Origin of the sequence: Synechococcus sp. W55.2 (assembly GCF_047461635.1) — a bacterium.
GTDB lineage: Bacteria > Cyanobacteriota > Cyanobacteriia > Thermostichales > Thermostichaceae > Thermostichus.
The window spans coordinates 22,014-44,684 of record NZ_JANSHM010000013.1 but is presented as its reverse complement, the minus strand read 5'-3'; the positions used below and the strand labels follow the sequence as shown (position 1 = coordinate 44,684).

General features: G+C 59.5%; 18 protein-coding genes, 2 tRNA genes and 1 pseudogene. 11 read left to right on the top strand and 10 right to left on the bottom strand.

The annotated features are described in order from the left end of the window. Window positions 1-49: 49 nt before the first annotated feature. The 3 genes from NW828_RS04655 to NW828_RS04645 all read left to right on the top strand — a co-directional run bounded on the left by NW828_RS04655 (window position 50) and on the right by NW828_RS04645 (window position 6,532). On the top strand, window positions 50-2,425 hold the full coding sequence (locus NW828_RS04655; protein WP_414381950.1) for a phosphoketolase: 2,376 nt from the start codon (window positions 50-52) through the stop codon (window positions 2,423-2,425). A gap of 173 nt (window positions 2,426-2,598) precedes the next feature. Next, entirely contained in the window at window positions 2,599-3,645 is a 1,047-nt protein-coding gene (gene mraY, locus NW828_RS04650) for a phospho-N-acetylmuramoyl-pentapeptide-transferase (RefSeq protein WP_414381964.1), read from the top strand. Window positions 3,646-3,940: 295 nt separating this feature from the next. Further along, window positions 3,941-6,532, top strand: coding sequence for a DUF3536 domain-containing protein (locus NW828_RS04645; RefSeq protein ID WP_414329859.1), 2,592 nt, complete (start codon window positions 3,941-3,943; stop codon window positions 6,530-6,532). Window positions 6,533-6,574: 42 nt separating this feature from the next. Here the strand turns inward: NW828_RS04645 and NW828_RS04640 are convergent. Further along, a tRNA-Pro gene (locus NW828_RS04640) sits at window positions 6,575-6,648 on the bottom strand. 144 nt (window positions 6,649-6,792) lie between these two features. Here NW828_RS04640 and NW828_RS04635 point away from each other — a divergent pair. Continuing rightward, window positions 6,793-7,248, top strand: a complete 456-nt coding sequence (locus NW828_RS04635) for an HHL1-like protein (protein WP_414381947.1) — start codon at window positions 6,793-6,795, stop codon at window positions 7,246-7,248. Here NW828_RS04635 and NW828_RS04630 read toward each other — a convergent pair. After that, complete coding sequence (locus tag NW828_RS04630) at window positions 7,245-8,156, bottom strand: alpha/beta fold hydrolase (RefSeq protein WP_414381945.1); 912 nt, start codon at window positions 8,154-8,156, stop codon at window positions 7,245-7,247. The genes NW828_RS04635 and NW828_RS04630 overlap by 4 nt on opposite strands. A 441-nt stretch (window positions 8,157-8,597) precedes the next feature. Here NW828_RS04630 and NW828_RS04625 point away from each other — a divergent pair, with 441 nt between their 5' ends. Then, window positions 8,598-10,025 (top strand): folate/biopterin family MFS transporter, encoded by a 1,428-nt coding sequence (locus NW828_RS04625; protein WP_414381942.1) that lies wholly within the window; start codon window positions 8,598-8,600, stop codon window positions 10,023-10,025. Window positions 10,026-10,142: 117 nt separating this feature from the next. Further along, window positions 10,143-10,433 (top strand): annotated as a pseudogene (locus NW828_RS04620) (DUF6679 family protein); the annotation flags it as partial. A 316-nt stretch (window positions 10,434-10,749) separates the two neighbouring features. On the opposite strand, the gene NW828_RS04615 reads toward NW828_RS04620, so the two are convergent. Further along, on the bottom strand, window positions 10,750-11,502 hold the full coding sequence (locus tag NW828_RS04615; protein ID WP_414381939.1) for a segregation/condensation protein A: 753 nt from the start codon (window positions 11,500-11,502) through the stop codon (window positions 10,750-10,752). A 156-nt stretch (window positions 11,503-11,658) separates the two neighbouring features. Between NW828_RS04615 and NW828_RS04610 the strand changes: the two genes are divergently transcribed. The 3 genes from NW828_RS04610 (at window position 11,659) to NW828_RS04600 (ending at window position 13,332) form a co-directional block, all read left to right on the top strand. Continuing rightward, a tRNA-Val gene (locus NW828_RS04610) sits at window positions 11,659-11,730 on the top strand. A gap of 298 nt (window positions 11,731-12,028) precedes the next feature. After that, the gene (locus NW828_RS04605) at window positions 12,029-12,445 is read left to right on the top strand and encodes a hypothetical protein (RefSeq protein WP_414381936.1); all 417 of its coding nucleotides are present in this window, start codon (window positions 12,029-12,031) and stop codon (window positions 12,443-12,445) included. Next, entirely contained in the window at window positions 12,433-13,332 is a 900-nt protein-coding gene (locus NW828_RS04600; protein ID WP_414381933.1) for a sulfatase-like hydrolase/transferase, read from the top strand. The genes NW828_RS04605 and NW828_RS04600 overlap by 13 nt, the downstream gene beginning before the upstream one ends. Before the next feature lie 180 nt (window positions 13,333-13,512). Here NW828_RS04600 and NW828_RS04595 read toward each other — a convergent pair whose 3' ends face one another. The 4 genes from NW828_RS04595 to NW828_RS04580 all read right to left on the bottom strand — a co-directional run bounded on the left by NW828_RS04595 (window position 13,513) and on the right by NW828_RS04580 (window position 18,503). Further along, a complete protein-coding gene (locus NW828_RS04595; protein WP_414341734.1) occupies window positions 13,513-14,661 on the bottom strand; it encodes an AI-2E family transporter in 1,149 nt (382 codons plus the stop codon). Window positions 14,662-14,693: 32 nt separating this feature from the next. After that, window positions 14,694-15,470: an enoyl-ACP reductase FabI gene (gene fabI / locus NW828_RS04590; protein ID WP_011432788.1), complete on the bottom strand. Its 777-nt coding sequence runs from the start codon at window positions 15,468-15,470 to the stop codon at window positions 14,694-14,696. Between the two features lie 219 nt (window positions 15,471-15,689). Continuing rightward, on the bottom strand, window positions 15,690-17,495 hold the full coding sequence (aspS, locus tag NW828_RS04585) for an aspartate--tRNA ligase (RefSeq protein WP_011432789.1): 1,806 nt from the start codon (window positions 17,493-17,495) through the stop codon (window positions 15,690-15,692). A gap of 72 nt (window positions 17,496-17,567) precedes the next feature. Beyond that, the gene (locus NW828_RS04580; protein ID WP_414381931.1) at window positions 17,568-18,503 is read right to left on the bottom strand and encodes a metal ABC transporter solute-binding protein, Zn/Mn family; all 936 of its coding nucleotides are present in this window, start codon (window positions 18,501-18,503) and stop codon (window positions 17,568-17,570) included. 63 nt (window positions 18,504-18,566) lie between these two features. Here NW828_RS04580 and NW828_RS04575 point away from each other — a divergent pair, with 63 nt between their 5' ends. Further along, window positions 18,567-19,328, top strand: coding sequence for a metal ABC transporter ATP-binding protein (locus tag NW828_RS04575; protein WP_414381929.1), 762 nt, complete (start codon window positions 18,567-18,569; stop codon window positions 19,326-19,328). Between the two features lie 24 nt (window positions 19,329-19,352). After that, window positions 19,353-20,186, top strand: a complete 834-nt coding sequence (locus NW828_RS04570) for a metal ABC transporter permease (protein WP_011432792.1) — start codon at window positions 19,353-19,355, stop codon at window positions 20,184-20,186. A gap of 75 nt (window positions 20,187-20,261) precedes the next feature. Here the strand turns inward: NW828_RS04570 and NW828_RS04565 are convergent, their stop codons facing one another. The 3 genes from NW828_RS04565 to NW828_RS04555 all read right to left on the bottom strand — a co-directional run bounded on the left by NW828_RS04565 (window position 20,262) and on the right by NW828_RS04555 (window position 22,514). Next, window positions 20,262-20,549, bottom strand: a complete 288-nt coding sequence (locus NW828_RS04565) for an RNA recognition motif domain-containing protein (protein WP_414329140.1) — start codon at window positions 20,547-20,549, stop codon at window positions 20,262-20,264. A 196-nt stretch (window positions 20,550-20,745) separates the two neighbouring features. Further along, window positions 20,746-21,528, bottom strand: coding sequence for a 16S rRNA (guanine(527)-N(7))-methyltransferase RsmG (gene rsmG / locus NW828_RS04560; RefSeq protein WP_414381926.1), 783 nt, complete (start codon window positions 21,526-21,528; stop codon window positions 20,746-20,748). Next, a complete protein-coding gene (locus NW828_RS04555; RefSeq protein ID WP_414381923.1) occupies window positions 21,525-22,514 on the bottom strand; it encodes a hypothetical protein in 990 nt (329 codons plus the stop codon). Before NW828_RS04555 ends, rsmG begins: the two co-directional genes overlap by 4 nt. Window positions 22,515-22,671: the final 157 nt, after the last annotated feature.

Below are 22,671 nucleotides of genomic sequence, written 5' to 3'. Positions count from 1 at the left end.
GGGCAAACCCGGATCACCATAGGAGTAGAGATACCTATGGGGTACAGCTATGGTTCTGGCAGAACAGCTCTCGACAAAACCGCTCACCGCCGACGAGCTTCGCAAAATGGATGCCTACTGGCGGGCCGCCAACTATCTGTCGGTCGGGCAAATCTATTTGATGGACAACCCGCTGCTGCGAGAACCCCTAAAACTGGAACATGTGAAGCCACGCCTGCTGGGGCACTGGGGCACCACACCCGGGTTGAACTTCATCTACGTGCATCTCAACCGCATCATCAAACGGGAAAACCTCAACATCCTCTACATCACCGGCCCCGGCCACGGTGGCCCTGCTCTGGTGGCCAACACCTACTTGGAAGGCACCTACAGCGAGGTGTATCCCAACATCGGCCAAGACGCCGAAGGCATGCGCAAGCTGTTCAAGCAATTCTCCTTCCCCGGCGGCGTGCCCAGCCACGTGGCTCCGGAAACCCCTGGCTCCATCCACGAGGGGGGAGAACTGGGCTATGCCCTGGCCCACGCCTTTGGGGCTGCCTTTGATAACCCCGATCTGCTGGTGGCCTGTGTGGTGGGGGATGGAGAAGCGGAAACCGGCCCCTTGGCCGCTTCCTGGCATTCCAACAAGTTCCTCAACCCCATCCACGACGGAGCAGTGCTGCCGATTCTGCACCTGAACGGCTACAAGATCGCCAATCCCACCGTTTTGGCCCGCCTCAGCCGTGAAGAGCTGCAAAGCCTGTTTGTGGGCTACGGCTACAAGCCCTACTTTGTGGAAGGCTCCGAGCCGGCCCAGATGCACCAGTTGATGGCCGCCACTTTGGACACGGTGATCCACGAGATCCAAGAAATCCAGCAGCATGCCCGCAGCAAAGGGGATCCCACTCGTCCCCAGTGGCCGATGATCATCCTGCGCACCCCCAAAGGCTGGACCGGCCCCAAAGAGGTGGACGGCAAAAAGGTGGAAGATTTCTGGCGCTCCCACCAAGTGCCCCTGGCGGATCTGGCCAAAAAACCGGAGCACCTCAAGGCTCTGGAGGACTGGATGCGCAGCTACAAGCCGGAAGAACTCTTCGATGAAAATGGCCGTCTGCTGCCGGAGCTGCAAGAGCTGGCCCCCAAAGGGGAAAAACGCATGGGGGCTTTGCCCCACGCCAACGGCGGCCTGCTGACGCGGGAGCTGAAAATGCCGGATTTCCGTCGCTACGCTGTCCCTGTCCCCCGCCCCGGCACCACCGAAGCCGAAGCCACCCGAGTTCTGGGGCAATTTCTGCGGGATGTGATGAAGCTCAACCCCCACAACTTCCGCCTCTTTGGCCCCGACGAGACGGCTTCCAACCGCTTGGATGCTGTGTTTGAGGCCAGTGACCGCACCTGGGTAGCTCCCATCTACGATTGCGACGAGCACCTCTCCCCCGATGGACGGGTGATGGAGATCCTCAGCGAGCACGTCTGTCAGGGCTGGCTAGAAGGCTATCTGCTGACCGGGCGACACGGGTTCTTCTCCTGTTACGAAGCCTTTATCCACCTGGTGGACTCCATGTTCAACCAACACGCCAAGTGGCTGAAAACCACCCGGCACATTCCTTGGCGGCGGCCCATCCCTTCCCTCAACTACCTGCTGACTTCCCACGTGTGGCGGCAGGATCACAACGGCTTCAGCCACCAGGATCCCGGCTTTCTGGATCACGTGGTCAACAAAAAGGCCGAAATCATCCGCGTCTACCTGCCCCCGGATACCAATACTTTGCTCTCGGTGGCCGACCACTGTCTGCGCAGTCGCCACTACGTGAATGTGATCGTGGCGGGCAAACAGCCGGCCCTGCAGTACCTGGATATGGATGCGGCCATCAAGCACTGCACCCAGGGCTTGGGCATCTGGGAATGGGCCAGCAACGATCAGGGTTCAGAGCCGGATGTGGTCATGGCCTGCTGCGGCGATGTGCCGACGATGGAAACCCTGGCGGCGGTGGACTTTTTGCGGCAGCACCTGCCGGACATCAAGATCCGGGTGGTGAATGTGGTGAACTTGATGAAGCTGCAGCCGCCCGGCGAACACCCCCACGGCATCAGCGACAAGGAGTTTGTCAGTATCTTCACCCCCGACAAGCCCATCGTGTTTGCCTTCCACGGCTATCCCTGGCTGATTCACCGCCTCACCTACCGTCGCCCCAACCACCACAACTTGCACGTGCGCGGCTACAAGGAGGAGGGCACCACCACCACCCCCTTCGACATGTGCGTTCTCAACCAGGTGGATCGCTTTAACTTGGCCAACGACGTCTTGGAGCGGGTGGATCGCTTCAAGTACCGGCGGGATCACGTCCAGCAGCTTATCCGGGACAAGCTGGTGGAGCACAAACACTACATCCGCGAGCATGGAGAAGATCTGCCGGAGGTGCGCAACTGGAAGTGGCCCTATTGAAGGGATCCCCACTCAACTAACTTTCGCCTCTGGGCTCTGGCAGGATAGAGTTTTCTTGGGCTCTGCCTGCCGGAGTTTTCTGAAGTCTAGAGGTTGAGGGTGTGAGGGGTTCAGAAAGGGTGGATGCGGATACACTTCCCGATCTGGAGGTGGAAGAGACGGAGTGGGGAGGGATGGCGCTCTCGCTGGGGCTGGGTTTGGCCCTCTCGACCCTTGTGATTGGGATCCGCCCCCAGGTGTTTGTTCCTTTTGGATTGAGCGCGTTGGGTTCGGCCCTGCTGGGATCCCTGCTCATCCCCGGATTGCGGCGCTGGAAGGCGGGGCAAGTGATCCGCCAGGAGGGGCCCCAATCCCACCAGAAAAAAGCAGGCACACCCACCATGGGCGGGATTAGCTTTTTGCCCGTGGGGCTACTGGTGGCCGGGATCTGGAAAGGCCTACGGCCCGCTTACGCGAACGGCTGGGATCCCCATTGGCTGGCCGTCGCGCTGCTCACGCTGGCCTACAGCTTTGTCGGCTGGCTGGACGATTGGCTGGTGATCCGACAGCAATCCAACAAGGGGTTGTCTCCCAAACACAAGCTGTTGCTCCAGGTGGGAGTTGCCCTTGGGTTTTGTGTCTACCTGGCCTGGCAGGGGATCCCGACCAGTCTGACCTTGCCGGGGATAGGCACCCTCTCTCTGGGCTGGCTGTTCTGGCCCTTGGCCCTGTTTGTGTTGGTGGGCACCAATAATGCCGTAAACCTCACCGATGGCATGGATGGCTTGGCGGCAGGGGTGGTGGCCATCCTGCTGATTGGGCTGGGGCTCCTTCACAGGGATCCAGAGCTATCGGTGTTGGCTTTCACCCTGAGCGGTGCCTGCTTGGGGTTCCTGGTTCACAACCACCACCGGGCGCGGCTGTTCATGGGCGATACCGGATCCCTGGGGTTGGGGGGCGCTCTGGCCGGGTTGGCGCTGCTGGGGGATCAGCTCTGGGCCTTGGCCCTGATGGGGGGAGTGCTGGTGGCAGAGGCGCTGTCGGTGATGCTACAGGTGGGCTACTTCCAATACACCAAACGCAAAACCGGCACAGGCAGACGGCTGTTGCGCATGTCGCCCTTGCACCACCATCTGGAGCTGGGGGGCTGGTCGGAGGTGCAGGTGGTGGGATCCCTCTATGGGATAACGGCGCTGCTGGTGGGGCTGGGCTGGGCCTGGTGGCACTGGACCGGAATGTGAGTTCGAGCTGGGGATCCACCGGGATTCCAATGGGGGCCTGACCTCAAACGGGTTGTTCGGCGTGGGAAATGGCCACCGGCAGATCGACCCCCACCCGCTAAGTCCCGGGATCCCTTCTGTTGTGAGGAAAACGCAAAGATTACTGACCGATGTTTGTTCCCTGTCAAATTTCCAACTGAATCTTTTACATTCACCGTTGCAGATCGGGGATCGCTGTAACGTATGGATATGAACTTAAGTTAACATTGCCTTCCCCTGTAACCCAGTTGGAGGCCTCTAAAAGGAGTGTAATCTCATGATGCCGAGTGGCTCCAAAAATTCCGATAGGCCAGCGGCACAGTCAGGGCACAGCGATTTGGTCTCCGACCCGCCGATGCAAGCGGCTCCTTCTCCGGCAGGTGCTGCTGAGCTTTCCTCTGCGCGGCCGTACGTGGTGTTGCACGGCCATTTTTATCAGCCGCCTCGGGAGGATCCCTGCCTCAACCGCATTCAGCGACAGCCGAGCGCCAGCCCCTTTCACGACTGGAACGAACGCATTTGGGCGGAATGTTACCGCCCCAACGCCTTTGCCCGCGTTCTGGACGACCAAGGACGGGTGGTGCGTATTGTCAACAACTATGAATTCCTGAGTTTTAACTTCGGCCCCACTCTCCTCTCTTGGTTAGAGGAGCATGACATTGAAGTTTACCAACGCATTTTGGCCGGCGACCGTCTCAGCGCCGAGCGGCTTGAGGGTCATGGCAATGCCATTGCCCAAGTGTACAACCACGTCATCCTGCCCCTGGCCAACGAGCGAGACAAGTACACCCAGATCCGCTGGGGAATTGCCGATTTTCAACACCGCTTTGGGCGCCATCCCCAGGGGATGTGGCTGGCCGAAACCGCCATTGATGCAGCAACGGTCACAGCCTTGGTCGAATGTGGGATCCGCTTCGTCATTTTGGCCCCCAGCCAAGCGCAGCGCATTCGCCCCTTGGGACAAACGGAGTGGATCGACGTTAGCCAAGGCCAGATCGATCCCCGTCGGCCCTACCGCTGCTTTACCCCCGATCGGGAGGGGTACTTGGATATTTTCTTTTTCGATGGCCCCATTTCCCGTGACTTGGGCTTTGGGGATATCGTCTACAGCACCCACTCTCTGGCGGAGCGGATCCGTTCCGCTCTGCGCCCGGACAAAGAGGGGGAAGCCTATCTGATCAACTGTGCCACCGATGGCGAGACTTTTGGCCACCACAAGCGGGGTGTAGAACGCACACTGGCCTATGCCTTTTGCGAGGAATTTCCCCGCCGGGGCTGGCAGGTGGGCAATTACAGCCATTTTCTCAGCCAACATCCCCCCACTTGGGAGGTGCAACTGAAACCGGTCACCGCCTGGAGCTGTGCCCACGGGGTAGGACGGTGGTCGCGAGACTGTGGCTGTGGAGCGGTGGGAGGGTGGCACCAACGCTGGCGGCAACCGCTGCGGGAGGCCCTCAACTGGCTGCGGGATCAGCTAGCCGAGATCTACGAGACAGAAGCCAGAGCCTACCTGCGGGATCCCTGGCTGGCGCGGGATCGTTACATCGAGGTGATTTTGGATCGGGAGCGCTGCGATGCCTTTTTGCAGGAGCACCAAAGCCACCGCCTCACCGCCGAAGATCGGGTGCAAGTGCTGCGCCTGTTGGAGATGCAGCGCTACAGCCAGTTGATGTTCACCAGTTGTGGCTGGTTTTTCGAGGAGCTATCCCGTCCTGAAGGGGTGCAGATCCTGCGTTACGCGGCACGGGCTATCCAGTTGGCAGCAGCAGTGGCGGATGTCAACCTAGAAGAGGAGTTTTTGCAGCGCCTGAGCAAGGCCCCCAGCAACCTCGACCTCTACAGAGACGGCAAGGGGGTCTATTGCGCCTTGGTGCGCCCCAGCTTGATCAGCCCGCAGCGGCTGGTGGCTCAGCACGCCATGTTTTCCCTGTTTAACGGGATCCCCCGTTCCCAAGGATATGTGCTGGATCAAGTGGATCAAGAGCGCCTGACGATAGGCGGGTCGACACTGGCTATCGGGCGGGTGAAGCTCACTTTTCCCACCACCCGCGAAGAGCACGATCTAATCTACGCCGTGCTCCACCTTGGCGGCTGGGACTTTCAATGTGGCGTCAAGCCGTTTGCTGGGCGGCGCATCTACGAGCAGATAAAAGCGCGGCTGCTGGCCGGATCCCACAGTCGGATACAGATGATCCTGACCCTGCAAGACCTATTTGGGCCGGAAACCTTCGACTTGAACGCCCTCGACGACGAAGATCGGCAGCAGATGATGCGCTGGCTCACTCAAGATACCCTAGACCGCCTGGCCCAGCTCTACCGCCAAACCTACCTGGACAATTACGGGGTCTTGATGGCCTTTCGGGCCGACGGCCTGCCGATCCCGGAAGAGTTGTTGGCTGCCGCTCAGATCACCCTCAACCAACGCCTGTTGACCAGTTTGCGGGCGATGGAAATGGAAGAGGGCAAGCGGGATCACCTGCTGGAATTGCGGGCAATTGTGCGCGAGGCCGAGCAGTTGGGGTGTCAGTTGCGGCGGGAAGAGGCAGCCCGGGTTCTGGATCGGCTCCTACAGCGGGGGATGTGGCACCTTGCCCACGCTTTTGAGCCGGAGACCTTCGGCGAACAGCTCTACAACCTGGAAGAATGGCTGCAATTGGCTGCAGACCTGCGCCTGCCCATCAACTTGGATCGCCTGCAAGAGCTCTATCTGACAGCGCTGGAGCGTCAAATTGGCCCGCGTTGCCCAGCTTGGCCCCAAGAAGACTGCCGAGACATTTCTGCCGAAAACCTGCACCGCCTCTTACAGGTTGGGCAGCGAATTCGGGTCAACGTCAATGCCTGGCTGCGTCACCTACACCCCCAAAATTAAACCCCCAAGATTAAGTTGAGAGCTCAGTGAACTTTAAAGCCATCGGGATGACAGGATTCGAACCTGCGACCCCTTCGTCCCGAACGAAGTGCGCTACCAAGCTGCGCTACATCCCGACTGACAGGCCTCTTTAACCGCCCGCCGAAGCTCAACAAGTATAGCACGCCAGCTACGGACAATGAGGACAAGGGATCCCCGGCAGAGAAGGGGATCCGATCTGCGCTAAGCTGCAAAAAATCCCCCCTCTCGTCAGCCCAAGTATGAGTCAGTCTAAGGGTTTCCGCAAATCCAAGCCTGAGAAAAAACCGGCCAGCTCCAACACTGCCAAGCGCAAGGAAGCCGCCAAACGGTACGACGAGCTGAAAGCCAAGGGGATGCCGGAGTTCAACATCTTTGCCCGCCGTCGCCAGCCCGCGCCTGGCCAGCCCAACCCTTGGCTGCCGGTGGGATCCCTAGCAGTGGGGCGTTCCAGCGCCATTCACCAGGCCATTTTCCAAAACGAAGAAGAACTCAAAAAAGCAGCCGTCAGGCTGTTTCCCCGTCTCGGCAAGGTGAAAGATGACCTGGAGTTTGGGTTTCGCCTCAAGGACAAGGACTTCCAAGACGAGCCGATCCAGGTGGCAATCCGTCCCCAGCCTTCACCCCTTCAAGTCTGGATGGCCAAAATCCGAGGTTGGTTGGGCCTCTCCGGCAAAGGAACCTCCAAAAAAGCTTAGACCGCCGCAAAGGCCCTGGGCAGCCAGCCCAAAATCAGAGGGTTGACCACCTCTGGGCGCTCGTCGTGGGGGCAATGGCCTGTATCGGGGATGGGGAGAAACTGGTAGTCGATCCCTTGCACATGGTTTTGAAAGCCGCGGCCCCGTTGAATGGGTGTCCAGGGATCCCCCTCTCCCCAGAGCACCAACAGCGGGCAGCGCACCTGAGGCAATAGGGCTTCAGGAGTTGGGCCAGGGGGAGCGGTGAGAATCGAGGCAAACACCTGCTGAGCGCCCACATCACAGGAAGGGGCATAGAGAATCTCCACCAGCTCATCCGTAATGGCGGCGGGGTTGCGGTACACCTGCTTGAGAGTTGCGCGAATACGCTGCCGCTGCCGCACCCGATCGAACAAAAACGGCCCCGTCACCGGAGAGGCCACCAGAGCGGTGAAAACACCCATGAAAAGGCGAAACATCGGGCTGAGCTCATGGGAGCGATGGTTCAATCCCCCGGCGCAGTTGAGCAGCACCGCCCCTGCTGTTAACTGGGGATGCCGGGCAGCCATGATCAAGCTGAGCAAGGCACCAATGGAATTGCCGATAAACACAGCAGGCTGCTGAATGTGCTGCTGCCAAAAATCCACCAGCAACTCCGCCCACAGATCCAAGGTGTAGGGGAGAGCAGGCTTGGCCGAGCCGCCAAACCCCAGCAAATCCAGGGCATAGACCCGGTATCCTGCCCCAGCTATCACGGGGATGTTGTGCCGCCAATGGCCGATGGAAGCCCCAAATCCATGCACCAAGACCAGCGGGGATCCGGATCCCTGCACCACATAGCGAATGGCATGTCCGCGCCAGCTCCAGACTTGGGGAGCAAAAGGAGCAATGGCATCAACCGCAGAACCGGCAGAAGAAGCAGTCAGCACAGCCTGAAAACAGACCCAGTTAAAGATGTAGGTAGAAACTCAGAGCCATCCCTGTTCATCATAGCTTCGGAATGCTTTTGTCTCCCGTCTCTACTGCCCTGCCTGCTGCTGCAGTTGCGGGTTCAGGTGCCGCCGAGGTGGGGTTGGGCCGGTCAACATGGGACGAAAGCATGCTGGACTTCTTGGGATCCCCGCCCTTGGCTGGATGGCATAGCACCCGGGGATCAGCTTTCGACCTCATTTCGACCTCATTATTTTGTAGATTTTGTAGCTCGGCTGGGTTGAGCAGAAAGAGCGCTGGTAAGCGCAACCCGTCCAAGGAGGTCGGAGCCGGAAGCCAGTTGGACAGGTTAAGGTGAAGAGACTGTTAAGATTCTTATGGTTTTGCTGTTGCCAAGGCAACACCGCACCAACTAACATCTCGCTACACTGCGACCGCTCATGATTCATCCTCTGCTGCAACGGCTGCACCAATCCACCCTGACCCCGCTGCGGGATATCCACTGGACGCCGGAATTGTTCGGAATCCTCTTGGTGTACTTTGTGCAGGGGGCAGTGGGGCTGGCACGGCTGGCCACCAGCTTTTACCTGAAGGATAGCTTGGGCCTCAGCCCGTCTCAGGTGGCGGCGTTGATGGGCGTTGCCATGAGCCCCTGGATCCTCAAGCCCCTCTACGGCCTGCTGTCGGATGCCGTACCGGTAGCGGGCTATCGGCGTCGTCCCTACCTCTTGTTGTCAGGGCTTCTGGGGTGTGGGGCTTGGCTGGGGATGGCCCTGTGGGCACCGACGGCTGGTCTGGCCACCCTGTGGATGGTTTTGGGATCCCTGGCGGTGGCGGTAGGGGATGTAATCGTAGATTCGCTGGTGGTGGAGCGGGTACACGGCAGTGACTGGGCGGGGACGGGCACGCTGCAATCTTTAACTTGGGGAGCAACGGCCTTGGGATCCCTGCTCACCGCCTATTTGGGAGGAGCGCTCTTAGCCCATTATCCGCCGCAGGTGGTGTTTGGCCTGACGGCCTTTTTGCCGTTGTTCATCGCTCTGGCAGCTTGGGTTATCGCCGATCAACCGGTGGTGTTGTCTCAGGGCTGGGATCCCTTGCAACAACAGGTGGGGCAGGTGTGGCGGGCGCTGCGGCAACCCAGCATTTTGCTGCCGGTGCTGTTTGTGTTCGTTTGGCAGGCCACTCCCAGCGCCGATGCGGCTCTTTTTTACTTTGTCACCAACGATCTCGGCTTTGGGCCGGAATTTTTGGGTCAGGTGCGCTTGGTAACCAGCATCGCCAGTTTGCTGGGGGTAGGGATCTTCCAGGTGTATCTGCGGCGGATCCCACTGCGGCCCCTGTTCGGCTGGATGACCGTGATCTCGGCAGGGTTGGGCCTGACCAGCCTCATCTTGGTCTATCACCTCAACCGGGATTGGGGTATCGACGATCATTGGTTTAGCTTGGGGGACAGCCTGGTGCTGACGGTGGCAGGACAAATTGCCTTTATGCCAGTGCTGGTCTTGGCCGCCCGCCTCTGCCCCCCTGGGATCGAGGCCACCCTCTTTGCTCTGCTGATGTCGGCCTTTAATTTGGCGGGGTTTCTCTCCCAAGAGCTGGGATCCCTGCTGATGCATGGGCTGGGGGTAACGGAGACCGATTTCAGCCGGCTGGGGCTGCTGCTGATCCTGACCAACCTTTCTACCCTCTTGCCCCTGCCGTTTTTGGGCTGGCTGCCGGAAGAGAGCATAACCCTTGGCGGAGCAGAACTGGAGGCGGAAGCCCATGCCTCTCTGGAATCCTTTCTGCGGGATGTGCAGGCAGAAGAAGCGGAGACAGCCTTGGCGATGGAAGGGGTCTCTCTGGCCGAAACCGACCCAACCTAAAGAGACTCTGTCTGGCCTCGGGAAAGGCATACAGCCTCGGTGTCCAGCCGCTAAGATGGAGGGATGAGCTGGGTAGCCCCCACAACTCACTCGGATCTTTCACTTCAGGAGGGGACCGTGCTTCATCGTAGGATCTATCAACTCAGCCGCGAAGGCAAGGATGTGTGGATCTATCTGCGGGATCAGGGACGCTGGCTGGAACGGGCCAAGATCCTCGATATCGAAGGGGACACCATCCTAGTTCGCTACGAGACAGAAGATGAGGAGGAGATCTGCTCCTGGGAGGAGATGATTCGCCTGGAAAGCATTGGAGCTGTTGCTCAGCGCCTTTCCACCATTCCCAAGGGGATGCTCAGCACGTCAGATTTGCTCACCTCAGAAGACTGCCCTCCGGCTGAATTGCTGCATCCGCCACTGTTGCCTACCGAAGGAGAAGATCATCCCAGCAGCGAGCGCCTCGTGGAGGATTACTACCTGGATCGGGAGGCTCCTGCCGAGCTGCCGGTGCGCTCCAGTGGGGAAGATCTCAAACGGGCGGATCGTGCCCGGCACGATGCTGAAGGCACGGATTGAGTTCTCCGTTTGCCAGAGCGGCGCAGAAGAGCGCTTGACATCCTCAGGTTCAGACGCCAGCTCAGAAGCCTAGAGGTGGATGGCCCGGCCACGGCCAAAAAAGTTCTCTAGAGTTCACCTTGGCAGATGAAGGGGATCCCAAGGGCGGGATCTACTTTGCCAGGCCCTCAGTTGTGCAGGGTCGGATGGTCAGTGGGCCGTAGAACTCCTCTTGGCACAGCTCTACCTGAGAGCGGGCAGCCATCAGCAGCAATGACCAGAAGATTTGAATGGGGTGAAGAGCCCCGCTGCCGGCGTTTTGATAGCTTTTTCGGCAAAAGTGTTGCTGGAGATCGACAAAGCTGATCTGGGTCAGACCCTGCTGCCAAAGCTGAGCCAGCAGAGATTCTAGCTCGGCGGTGGTTTCCAAAAGGTTTTCCGGGTGGGCTAGCTGAGTGATGGCCGACAGCGCTTGCTGGCGAGAAATCCGTTGGGCCAGCGGCTTTGGGGCAGCTTCGGGCTGGTGTTCCAGCAGGGTTTCCAGCTCTTGCAGGTGGGCGATGAGTTCTTTGAGGGTGATGGGCCGGGTACGTTGAAGACGGGGTGCTGCCTTGGGTTGCAACACGCGATCCAAGTGCGCCAAAGACCAGCTTGGCCAGGGATCCACTTCTACCTCCACCGGGCTGGGCTCACTTTCTTCTGCTTCTGGTTCTGCCAAAGCCATCGCCTTGAGGTAGACCAACATGGCAGCGTGGAGCAGGGCTTGTCCCGACTCAGACAGGTCATGGCTGCTGCTGGTGGGAGCCATACGGGCCAGAAAGCGATCGATAACCTCGATGACCTGCACATCCCAGGGATCGATCTCGCCTCGTTCTGCCAAATCAATGAGCAGAGCAATTGCCTCTTCGGTCGGTGAGTAGGCCATAGCACCCCACAGCTCCCTGACCCTTACTGTAGCCCTCAGGCCGGATCCCGGCTATCTCTAGCCATCTCCCATGCCGATCCGAATCCTCTGGCTCAATCGCTGACGTGGTAATATAGAGATCCTGCTCTAGTCGATAGCTGCTAGAGTGGTATCTGCGGGCGGTTAGCACAGTGGTAGCGCACTTCCTTCACACGGAAGGGGTCACAAGTTCGAATCTTGTACCGCCCATACCCGCAAACCTGCTCCTGCAGCGAGCTTCAACAGTCCAAGTCCTTCTCCTGGAGGAGAGATACAGGCGGCTAGAAACGACTTTTTCCGCCCCGGGGTCTCCCTGAAGCGCGCCTTAGGGAGAGGGCTAATGGCTGTTGAGAACAACTCCGCTTGAGCTTCCAGCGTCTTTGCTGCCAGGCCAGTGGAGAAAGGGAAGAATGGTAGCCTAATAAAGGGTAGGGTTGAGGCCATGCAAGAATTTCGTCCCGCTAACGCGATCAGAAACCTTCGCTTCATACTCCTGGGCTTGTGGATCTTGAGCCTGCTCGTTCTCCTCATCCAAAACTGGGGATCCCCGGCAAGGGTTGTGGTGGGTGGGCAATCGGGATCCCCGCTTCCTCTATCGTTGGTGCTATTGGCCTCTTATGGGGCAGGGATGGGGCTGGGATTTTTGTATGTAGGCTCTTGGCGGCTGCACGACCGGGTGTTCCAGCGACAGGCCATCCGCAAGTTAAATCAGTTGAGCGACCGAGTTCGCTTTTTGGAAGCCCAGATGATCTCCCCCGATCACTATTTGCCTCAAGATCTGCCAGAGCCAGAATATGCTCCGGATCCCTACGCAGGCCGATACTCCTATTCCAACATCCCGCCGGAACGCATTCGGGAGGAGGAGGTCGGCAATGCTTCTGCTCCCAACTGGCGCTCTGACGAGGAGGAAGAATGGGACTCTTAAACTGGTGGAAATCTTCTTCTGCGGCTTCCTTGCCTGAGCCCGCTCCCCGACCTGAGCCGCAGGGACAAAATCACTACCTGTTGATCGTCTTGGACAGTTGCCGCTTCGACAGCCTGCTGGCGGCCAACCCCAAGCACTTGCTGAAGTTGGGCCCTCTGGAAAAGCGCTGGAGCTATGCTTCCTGGACGGCCCCTGCCCATTACAACCTGCTCATGGGCCTGCTGCCCCACACCAGCCCCATCCACGTTTTTGCGTCCGAGCACTACAAGCAAGATTATCTGCGCTACAACGAGCGGCTCGGCACCCGGCAACCCATTGAGTTCAAGCATCTGCTGCCTCATCTCTATTTGCCGACGCTGCTGAAGCATCAACTGGGCTACACCACCCACGCCATGGTCTCCATGCCGGTGCTCAACCCCAGCACGCTGCTGAATCGGGATTTCGATTCCTACCGCCTCATGCCCCAGCACAACGATATGGCGGCCATGGTGGAACAGTTGCGCTTCGAGCCGGATCGCCCCAGCTTTTACCTGTTAAACGTGGGCGAAACTCACTATCCCTACGCGCTGCCCGATGAGGATCCCAGCTTGTGGCCCCGCATCTCGGGGGTGAATGGGGTGTTGAAGCGGCTGGATGAAGGAGAAGAGGACGGGATCCCCTTTTTCGATTCGGCCCAGTTGGAAGAGCTACGGCAGCGACAGATCCAGGCGGTGCGCTACCTGGATGGGATCTTTGAACAGCTGTTCGACCTGGTTCCCAAAAACACCTACATCACGGTTACAGCCGATCACGGCGAACTGTTTGGGGAGGGAGGCTACTTCGGCCACGGCCCTATCCACCACGAAAAGGTGCTGGAGGTGCCCTTTATCGAGGGCAAAATTCGCTAGCCGGGATCCCTAGGGAGCTCGAGACCGTTTCCTGGACCCAACACCCTCGGCCCCTCTCCCCGAGGGAAAGGGTAGCCATCGATACAGCAACTGGGTTCACCAGGATTGAGCCTCTGCTTCGCTGCCGGTTAGGGTGATCTCCTGAAGCGCATGGACAGAGCTTCTTCCTTTTTCGGGTGGCTAGATCTGCTGGGTCTCCGGCTTGGGCAGGGTAGGATCCCGGCGGGGTTCGCCGTTGGCGCTACTCGGACGGAGCCCTTGCGGGGATCCTTTTACACCGGAACCCAACCCATCTTCGGCGGCCAGGTCGGCAGAGCGGGCGATCTCGTAAAGGCTTTTCACCACACTGCTGAGGGGAATGGCGACGATCACGCCCAGGATGCCCCCCAGTTGCGCCCCCACCAACAGGGCAATCAAGATCCACACTGGATTTAGCCCGATCAGCTCTCCCATCAGGCGGGGGGCGATGACCCGATCCTTCACCTGCTGCACGATCAGGGAAACCAGCACCACTTTAAGGCTGAGCCAAATGTCCTGAAAGGCCAGCAACACCGCCGCCGCCCCAATGCCAATCACCCCCCCCACCAGGGGGATGACCTCCAGCAGGCCGATCAGCAGGCCAAACAGGAGCCCGAAAGGTACCCGCAAAAACCCAAAAACCGGCACCAGCATCAGGGCCATGATGAACCCCAACACCAACTGGCTGATGAGGAAGTTCTGAAAGCTGAGGGCTAGGGCTTCGCCAATGCGCGGCCCCCAAGGTTTGGGGAAGAGGCTGAGCAACCCCTGCCAGAACTGGCCCCCGTAGAGCAGCATGTAGAGGGCCAACACCAGCACCAGCACCAAGTCGATCACCTGGTTGAACGTACCCAGAAGGAGATCCAGGGATTGGCCGGCAATTTTCTCGGCGCTGGCCTGCAGGCGGTTGAGAAGGGTATTGACCAGCTCCGTCTGGCCAAGGTTGATGTTGCGCTCGGCGGCCCAAAGGCTAATCTGGTCGAGCCAATTTTGTAAGGTGTCCACCCACTCTGGGATCCGCGCCCCCAGCTGCACCACTTGCTTGGCCAAGACCGGCACCACGGCGATCCCCACCAAGACCAGCAGCACCACCGAGAGAGCAAAGACCAGGGTGACCGCCAAACCTCGACTGACCCGATAGCGCCGCAGCACCTGCACCGGGTAGTTGAGCAAAAAGGCCAGCACCGCCGCTGTCAGGATGGTGGTGAGCAAATGCCCAAACAGCCGACCCACCTGTATGGCCAGCCAGCCGCTGATGACGATCAAGATCCAGGTGAGCAGCAACCGCTGCAAGGGTGAGAAGCGATTCATGCCGGAGCCATCCCCAAGGGATCCCAAAGCGCTTAAAAACCCAGGATGCTATACCCACTATCCACGTAGATCACCTGGCCGGTAATGCCGCTGGCCAGGTCGCTGGCCAGAAAAGCCGCCACATTGCCCACCTCTATTTGAGTGACATTGCGCCGTAGGGGAGCTTTCTCCTCCACAGCATGCAGCATGGCATGAAAATCGGAAATGGCCGATGAGGCCAAGGTGCGGATTGGGCCGGCAGAAATGGCGTTCACCCGGATCCCGGCAGGGCCCAGCTCGGCAGCCAGGTAGCGGACACAGGTTTCCAGGCCCGCTTTGGTGACGGCAGCCATGTTGTAGTTGGGCACCACTCGCACTCCTCCCAAGTAGGTCAAGGTGAGGACACTGCTGCCGGATCTCAGTAGGGGCTTGGCAGCCCGGCAGAGGGCGATCAGGGAGTAGGTGCTCACATCCATGGCCAGGGCAAACCCCTCCCGCGAGATATCGCTGAAGTTGCCGCTCAGCTCCTCTTTTTTGACATAGGCCAGGCAGTGAACCAGAATATCGACCTGACCCCATTTTTCGGTTACCCCCTGAAACAGATCGCTGATCTGCTGATCGCTTTGCACGTCGCAGGGGAGGAGAAAATCTGGCTGCAAGGGATCCGTGAGTTGCTGAACTTTGGTTTTGAAGCGATCCCGCTCGTCCGGCAGATAGGTAACCCCTAGGCTGGCCCCCGCTTTGTGCAGTTGCTGAGCAATGCCCCAGGCAATGGAGCGCTCGTTGGCAATGCCGGTTACCAAGGCTTTCTTTCCCGTCAGCTGTAGCATGGCAAAAAAAGTAGGGGTGTATTCCTTTCTATCCTCCCACAGGTGGGATCTGGGGCTGGGAGAAGGGATCCCAGGCACTCCTGAACTCCCGTTAAAAAGGCCCGGCTTCCACAATGAAAGTCCTTTTGGTTGAAAAGGAATATTGTCTGCTGGATCTCCGCAGCCCTGTTACCCGTGCCGAAATCATCGAGCACCCGTGGTCGTTGGAAGATACCTCCCTCAACCGGGCTGATAGGTGGAAGCAACGTGCAGTTCCTTGAGCTGCTTCGCCTCAACGCTGGAAGGAGCGCCGGTGAGCAAACATCGCGCCTGCTGGGTTTTGGGAAAGGCGATGACATCCCGGATGGAATCTTCCCCGGCCAGCAACATCACCAGCCGATCCAGGCCGTAGGCAATGCCGCCGTGGGGCGGGGTGCCATACTCAAAGGCTTCCAACAAAAAGCCAAACTTGTCCCGCGCCTGTTCGGGGGTGAGGCCAATCGCTTGAAAAACCTGCTCCTGAATTTCCCGCTGGTAAATCCGCAGGGATCCCCCTCCTACTTCCACGCCGTTCCACACCAGGTCATAAGCCTGGGCCCGCGCCGTTTTCAGGTCGGCCAAGTCGTCGGGGTGGGGGGCGGTAAAGGGGTGGTGCAGGGCTTCCAGGCGATTTTCTTCGGCGTTGAACTCAAACATGGGAAAGTCGGTGATCCAGAGGAGATTCAAGGCGTTCTCTGGGATCAAACCCAGCTCCTGGCCCAGGTGCAGCCGCAGCCGGCCCAAAGACTCGTTCACCACTGCCGCCGGCCCTGCCCCAAACAGCAACAGATCCCCTGGCTTGGCCTGGGTGAGATCCAGCAACCGCTTCTCCTGCTCGGGGCTCAAGCTCTCTTTCAGGGCGCCGATGGTATCGAGGCTGTCGGGCCGCACCCGGATAAAGGCCAAGCCGCCCGCCCCATACTGGGTGACCAGCTTGAACAGATCCCCGCCTGGTTTGATGCGGGTGTTGGAGATCTTTTCATCGCCGCCGGGCACTGGCAGGATTTTGATCAAACCGCCCTCAGCCAGCACTTTGGCGAAGACTTTGAATCGGGATCCCTGAAACACCTCCGAAACATCCACCAACTCCATCCCAAAGCGGGTGTCAGGCTTGTCGGAGCCGTAGCGGGCCATGGCCTCGGCATAGGTCAGGCGCGGGAAGGGACGGGGCAGGTGGATCCCTTTGACAGTTTTGAAGATATGGCAGATCAGTCGCTCGTTGAGCTCCAGGATCCCTTCTTGATCCATGAAGCTCATCTCCATGTCCAACTGGGTGAACTCCGGCTGCCGATCCGCCCGCAGATCCTCATCCCGAAAGCAGCGGGCGATCTGGTAGTAGCGATCCACGCCAGCCACCATCAGCAGCTGCTTAAAGAGCTGGGGCGACTGCGGCAGGGCAAACCACTCGCCGGGGTTGACGCGGCTGGGCACCAGGTAGTCTCTGGCCCCTTCTGGGGTGGAGCGGGTGAGAATGGGAGTCTCCACCTCGACAAAGCCCTCCTCGTCTTCTAGGAAACGGCGGATGGCCTGGATGACCCGGTGGCGCAGTTGCAGGTTACGGGACATGCGCTCCCGCCGCAAATCCAGGTAGCGATAGCGCAGGCGAATCTCCTCCCGCACTTCCTCTGCTTCTTCTCCCGAGACGCTGAAGGGGAGCTGCTTGCCGACTGGACTGAGCACTTCCAACTGTTCGGCGTAGATCTCGACCTCGCCGGTGGCCAGGCGAGGGTTGAAGGAGTCGGGGGGCCGTTGCTGGACAGTTCCCGTTACCCGCACCACATATTCGTTGCGCACTTCCCCCGCCAGTGGATATGACTGCGGAGTTTTCTGCGGATCCGCCACCAGTTGCACAATGCCAGAGCGATCCCGCAAATCCAGAAAGATCACCCCCCCGTGGTCGCGGCGGCGGTCGATCCAGCCGTAGAGGGTGACGGTCTGGCCAATGTGGGCCGGGCGGACTTCGCCACAGTAGAGGGTGCGGGCCGGGCGATGGATGGCAGCAGGCATGGAAGAGGTGAGAGAACAAGGGTCTGAGCCCCTATCATACAAAACTCAGACCTCCTGCCTCGACTCAGCTTCTCAAGAGCATTCAGGGGATCCGCCCAAGGCTGCCACGATGGTGCAGGTGTTGAGGCGCATCATGGCGATGTAGGTTTCAGCACCGCTGCCTGCTTCCCCCAAAGAATCGGAGTACAGCTCCTGTTCCGCTACCTTGACCCCGGCTTCGGTGGCCACCGTTTGGAGGAGAGCGGGGTTGAGGGTGGTCTCAGCAAAGATAGCCGGCACCCGCAGAGCGCGGATCTCCTCCACTAAGCGGGCCACTGTCTGGGCGCTGGGCTGTTCTTCGGTGCTGATCCCCAGCAGGGATCCCCCCATTTTCAGGCCGTAGGCTTGGGTGTAGTAGGCAAAGGCATCGTGGGTGGTCACCAAAACCCGGTTGGGAGGGGGGATGGTCTGAATTTGCTCCCCAATCCAGGCATGAAGCTCCTCCAGCTCTGCTCGATAGGCAGCAGCATTGGTTTGGAAGAAGGTCGCCTCGCCAGGGGCCAATTCTGCTAGCTCTTGGGCGATGCGCTCCACCATGCGGATGACGTTTTCCACATTGCCCCACACGTGGGGGTCGGGAGTGGGGATCCCGTCCTCGTTGGCAACAATAGGTTCAAGGATCTCGGCCAAGGCAACCCGCCGCGCTCCTTGGGCTGTGGCCTCGATGAGGCGCATCAACCCCGGCTCCAGGTTGTAGCCGTTGTAAAACACCAAGTCTGCCCGCTCTAGGGCCATCCCATCCGCCGGTGCCGGCTCGTAGATGTGGGGATCCATCCCCGGCTGCAGCAGGCTGGTGAGCTGGATGCGATCTTGGCCCACCTGCTCCACCCAATCGGCGATCAGTGTGGTGGTGGCCACAACGCGGGGACGCGCCCAACCCGAACCGGCTAGGGCCAGAAAACTGCTGATCGCCAAGCCGAAGGCCGCTACCCAACGGCGCCGCCCCCAAAGGAAGACAGGACTTTTCATTATCGTTTCATGATTTAGGTACCCCTTTAGGGTACACTGGACTTACCCGAAAATGAAAGCAAAATGAAAAAGCAATCTGCTCCTCTCCCTCTTCGCCCGGCCAGGGGATCCCTGGTGGTGCGGGATCTGACGGTGCGTTACGGCAGCCTGCAGGTGCTGCAAGGGATCCAGGCTGAAATCGCGCCGGGGCGCATCACGGGCATCCTCGGGCCCAACGGGGCCGGCAAAAGCACCTTTCTCAAGGGGCTGTTGGGGTTGGTGCCGCTGGAACGGGGGGAAGTGCGCTACGGCGGACAAGCGCTGCGGGGAGAGCAAGTGGCCTATGTACCCCAGCGCTCGGCCATCGACTGGTCGTTTCCCGCCACGGTGTGGGATGTGGTGTTGATGGGGCAGGTGAGAGCTGCTGGCTGGTTTCGCCGCATCGGGAAAAAGGGGCAGCAGCGGGCTGCTCAAGCCCTGGAGCGGGTGGGGATGGGGGCCTACCGGGATCGCCCCATTGGAAAGCTGTCGGGGGGACAACAGCAGCGGGTGTTCCTGGCGCGGGCCTTGGCGCAAGAAGCGGAGATCTACGCCCTTGACGAACCCTTTGCCGGGATCGACCAGCCCAGCGAAGCTATTTTGTTCCAGGTGTTGCGGGAGCTGGCAGATGCCGGCCACATCGTGATGGTGGTGCACCACGATTTGGGGCAGGCCCGGGCCTACTTCGACGAAGTGCTCCTCCTCAACCGTGTCTTAATTGCCCAGGGATCCCCGCGGGAGGTGTTGCAGCCAGCGGTGTTGCAGCGGGCCTATGGCCGAGCCCTGCTGCTGGACTCAGCTGCCTAGGGAGAGTTTGAGGTCAACAACGTTATGGAATGGCTCTGGCACAGCCTGGCGGATCCCTTGAGTTTTGCCTTCATGCAACGGGCTCTGCTGGTGGCGGTGGCCGTCGGCATTCTCTGTGCCGTGGTGGGCAGCTATCTGCTGGTGCAAAGCTTGGCCCTCCTGGGGGATGCCATCAGCCATTCGCTGCTGCCGGGCCTGGCCATTGCCTACATGCTGGGCCTCAACCTGTTTGTGGGAGCCTTTGTGGCCGGTCTCCTCAGCGCCCTCTTAATTCAATGGATCCGCTCCGCCAGCCCCCTCAAGCCGGATGCAGCCATGGGGATCGTCTTTTCGGCCTTTTTTGCCTTGGGGATCCTGTTGATCACTTTGATCCAACGGCGGGCTCGCATCGATCTCAACCACTTCCTCTTCGGCAACCTCCTGGGGGTGAATGCTGTCGATGTGCTGACAGTGGTGGGCATCACCCTTTTGGTGTTGGGGTTAGTGGCCCTCTTCTTCAAGGAATTGACCTTTTACAGCTTCGATCCCTTGGGGGCCAAAGCAGCCGGCCTGCCCACCGAGCGGCTGGGGTGGGGGCTGATGGTGCTCACTTCCCTGACGTTGGTGGCCAGCATGAAGGCAGTGGGCGTGCTCTTAGTGTTGGCCATGCTGATCACGCCAGCGGCAACCGCCTATCTGGTGGTGCCTCGATTGCACCAGGTGATGCTGTTGGGATCCCTATTTGGGGTGAGCGCCAGCCTGCTGGGGATGTACGCCAGCTACTACCTCAATGTGGCCTCCGGCCCGGCCATCGTCCTGGTGGCCTCCGCCTGGTTTAGCCTGGCCTTTCTGGGCAGAGTGTTCTCAGGAACGCGCTAGAAACCAGGGATCGCAGGTCGGGATCCCTGGTTCGAACCTCATCTGAGAGAGGGTAGAAAGCGGTAGGTAGTCAACTCAGAAGCGGGAAGAGCGGCCATCCCGACTGCCGCCTGCACCGGCCTGCCGAGGCAACGCCTTGTTGACCCTCAAATCCCGGCCCATCCAAGTAGCGCCATCCAGCTCGTCGATGGCTTTTTGCTCATCAGCTTCGTTTTCCAGCTCCACAAAGGCAAAGCCCCGTTTACGGCCAGTCTCCCGATCCACTGGCAGCTTAATTTGCTTAACGGTGCCGTATTCGGCAAACACAAGCCGCAGATCTTCTTCGCTGGCCTTGAAGGACAAATTACCCACAAAAATGGTCATGGCGTAGCACACTCCGAACCTTACCCTTTAGCGTTCAGTTCGGAGGCTCACCTGGTTAAACCATTCGCTCAATCCGAACCTCATGCCAACCACATCTTAGTCTTCCCAATGGCATTTGCAAAGCTATCCTTGCAGCTTTTTGTCCGAGAATTGGGAGAAGCTTTTGTAGCAAGATGGAAACTCAGGATCCTAACCTTCATGGGCGATTGCTTTGGCCCAACGGTTGGCGTTTGGGAGTGCCGGGAGAGCGGGGATAAGGAGGCGGCGTGGGGGCTACTTTCTCCAGCAGTAGGCAGTGGCGCACCCCACGGCTGCGGGGTGTGGTGAAGGCTTCTACATGGATCAGTTTTCCGCCCAGGAGCTCAAGGGCCTGCTCCAAAGTTTGGGCTTCTGCCTCGGTCCAATGGCCGCGATAGAGGATGGCGCGTCCCCCCACCTTGAGCAGAGGCAGGCAATACTCAGCGCAGGTCTCCGCCGAGGCCAGGGCCCTGGCCAGAGCAATATCATAGCTGCCCCGTTCCTGCGGGTCTTGCCCCCAAATTTCGGCCCGCTGAGCCACTGCCCGCGCTTGGGTGAGGGAGAGCCTTTGCAAGGTGTCCTGTACAAAGGCAATCTTGCGTTGGGTGCTGTCTAGCAGGGTAAAGCGGGTTTGGGGCAGGGCAATTTGGGCCGGGATCCCTGGAAACCCTGCCCCGGTGCCGATGTCGATCCCCCGCCAGGGCTGAGCTTGGATTGCCTCCCAGGATCCCAGCAGGCGCAGGCCCCGCAGCGAATCCCACAGGTGTTTCTCCCAAAAGTCGATGGGATCGGTGATGCGGGTCAGGTTCTGGGTTCGGTTTCCGGCCATCACCAGCGGATAGAGCTGTTGCAGTTGTTGCTGCTGCTGTTCAGAAGGCTGCCAACCCAGCTCCGCCAGCCAGCTTTCCCACAGCGTCTTGAGCTGTGGGGGCTCAGAGGAAGAAGCGTCAGCCTTGTTCATCCCAGGGATCCCAGTTTCAATCCAGCGGGGATGGCTCTGTCGGCCCAGCCTTTCAGCTCTTGGGTCAAGCCCTGCAAAGAACGGTCGGTGCCCAGCAGCTCTTGGTTTAAGCAAACCAACTCCTGCAAATCCAGCTCCTGACAGCTGGCCCAATCTTCCGCCAGCAAGTTAACCGGCTGCGGCTGAGCCTGAAGCAACTGATGAGAGGCCAACTCCAGCTCTACATTCAAAAGCACCTGCTCCAACCGCTCTACCCGCTCCTGCATTTGCGCCAGCAGGGCTGCCAACTGCTGACAGCAATGGTGAACCCGCTGAGCATAGACCTTGAGCGGCAGGGTCAGCGGCAGCAACGACTCAGACAACAGTTGAATCAGGTGCTGGGCCTCCAGTTCTTCCAGTTGCAGGTCTTGCCAAATGGCGTGGTAAAGATGGAGCGAAAGACGACAGGTTTCCAGGCGCTGGTAGCAGGGCTGTAATACAGAACCGCGCAGCTCCTGCAGATAGTCGGCCCACAGTTGCCCAGCCTCTACTACCCAACCTGTCTGGAAAAAACTCCACCCCTGGGCCAACAGCCAACTGATCAACAGGCCCGCCAACAATTGGTTTTTTTGTCGCAACAGGAAAGGCGAAAGGTGCTCTCCCCAAACGGCTAACCCCAGCCAGATCAGGGCAGCCAAAGTCAAATGGGGCAAGCTGATCATCTCGGCCAACAGCTGGGCAGACCAGCGCTGGCGCAGCATCCAGATCACCCCGGCGCCCAAGCTGTACAGCCCTCCCCCCAACAGCGGGATCACCACCAGCCACAGGGGTTGTCCCCTCCACAGGTGCGATAGTGACCCATCTTCGCCCAGCGCATCCCAACTGAGCAAGTACAAAGCCAGCAGAGCCAAAACCACGACCCAGCCCTGCTGTCGCTTGAGACGGCGGGCTAGAAGACGACGGCGGCGGCGCAGATAGGTTTGAAAGGACTCGGCAACAATCGACATAAAAAAATGGCACTGCGGATCCCTACCAATACCCCCACCGGCCTGGAGCGCTCCTTCACGATCATAAGTCTTAACTTTGCTAGGTCATCTGGCTTCTGTATTGCGTTGTTGGCGGGAGTCATGCCCAGCCGGTGGCCAGCTTTTTCAGGGGCTCATC

What these genes read in the sequence shown, in the direction of transcription:
- NW828_RS04655 (WP_414381950.1), top strand. Translation starts at nt 50, where the DNA reads ATGGTTCTGGCAGAACAGCTCTCGACAAAACCGCTCACCGCCGACGAG.
- mraY (WP_414381964.1), top strand. Translation starts at nt 2,599, where the DNA reads ATGGCGCTCTCGCTGGGGCTGGGTTTGGCCCTCTCGACCCTTGTGATT.
- NW828_RS04645 (WP_414329859.1), top strand. Translation starts at nt 3,941, where the DNA reads ATGATGCCGAGTGGCTCCAAAAATTCCGATAGGCCAGCGGCACAGTCA.
- NW828_RS04635 (WP_414381947.1), top strand. Translation starts at nt 6,793, where the DNA reads ATGAGTCAGTCTAAGGGTTTCCGCAAATCCAAGCCTGAGAAAAAACCG.
- NW828_RS04625 (WP_414381942.1), top strand. Translation starts at nt 8,598, where the DNA reads ATGATTCATCCTCTGCTGCAACGGCTGCACCAATCCACCCTGACCCCG.
- NW828_RS04615 (WP_414381939.1), bottom strand. Translation starts at nt 11,502, where the DNA reads ATGGCCTACTCACCGACCGAAGAGGCAATTGCTCTGCTCATTGATTTG.
- NW828_RS04600 (WP_414381933.1), top strand. Translation starts at nt 12,433, where the DNA reads ATGGGACTCTTAAACTGGTGGAAATCTTCTTCTGCGGCTTCCTTGCCT.
- NW828_RS04595 (WP_414341734.1), bottom strand. Translation starts at nt 14,661, where the DNA reads ATGAATCGCTTCTCACCCTTGCAGCGGTTGCTGCTCACCTGGATCTTG.
- fabI (WP_011432788.1), bottom strand. Translation starts at nt 15,470, where the DNA reads ATGCTACAGCTGACGGGAAAGAAAGCCTTGGTAACCGGCATTGCCAAC.
- aspS (WP_011432789.1), bottom strand. Translation starts at nt 17,495, where the DNA reads ATGCCTGCTGCCATCCATCGCCCGGCCCGCACCCTCTACTGTGGCGAA.
- NW828_RS04580 (WP_414381931.1), bottom strand. Translation starts at nt 18,503, where the DNA reads ATGAAAAGTCCTGTCTTCCTTTGGGGGCGGCGCCGTTGGGTAGCGGCC.
- NW828_RS04575 (WP_414381929.1), top strand. Translation starts at nt 18,567, where the DNA reads ATGAAAAAGCAATCTGCTCCTCTCCCTCTTCGCCCGGCCAGGGGATCC.
- NW828_RS04570 (WP_011432792.1), top strand. Translation starts at nt 19,353, where the DNA reads ATGGAATGGCTCTGGCACAGCCTGGCGGATCCCTTGAGTTTTGCCTTC.
- NW828_RS04565 (WP_414329140.1), bottom strand. Translation starts at nt 20,549, where the DNA reads ATGACCATTTTTGTGGGTAATTTGTCCTTCAAGGCCAGCGAAGAAGAT.
- rsmG (WP_414381926.1), bottom strand. Translation starts at nt 21,528, where the DNA reads ATGAACAAGGCTGACGCTTCTTCCTCTGAGCCCCCACAGCTCAAGACG.
- NW828_RS04555 (WP_414381923.1), bottom strand. Translation starts at nt 22,514, where the DNA reads ATGTCGATTGTTGCCGAGTCCTTTCAAACCTATCTGCGCCGCCGCCGT.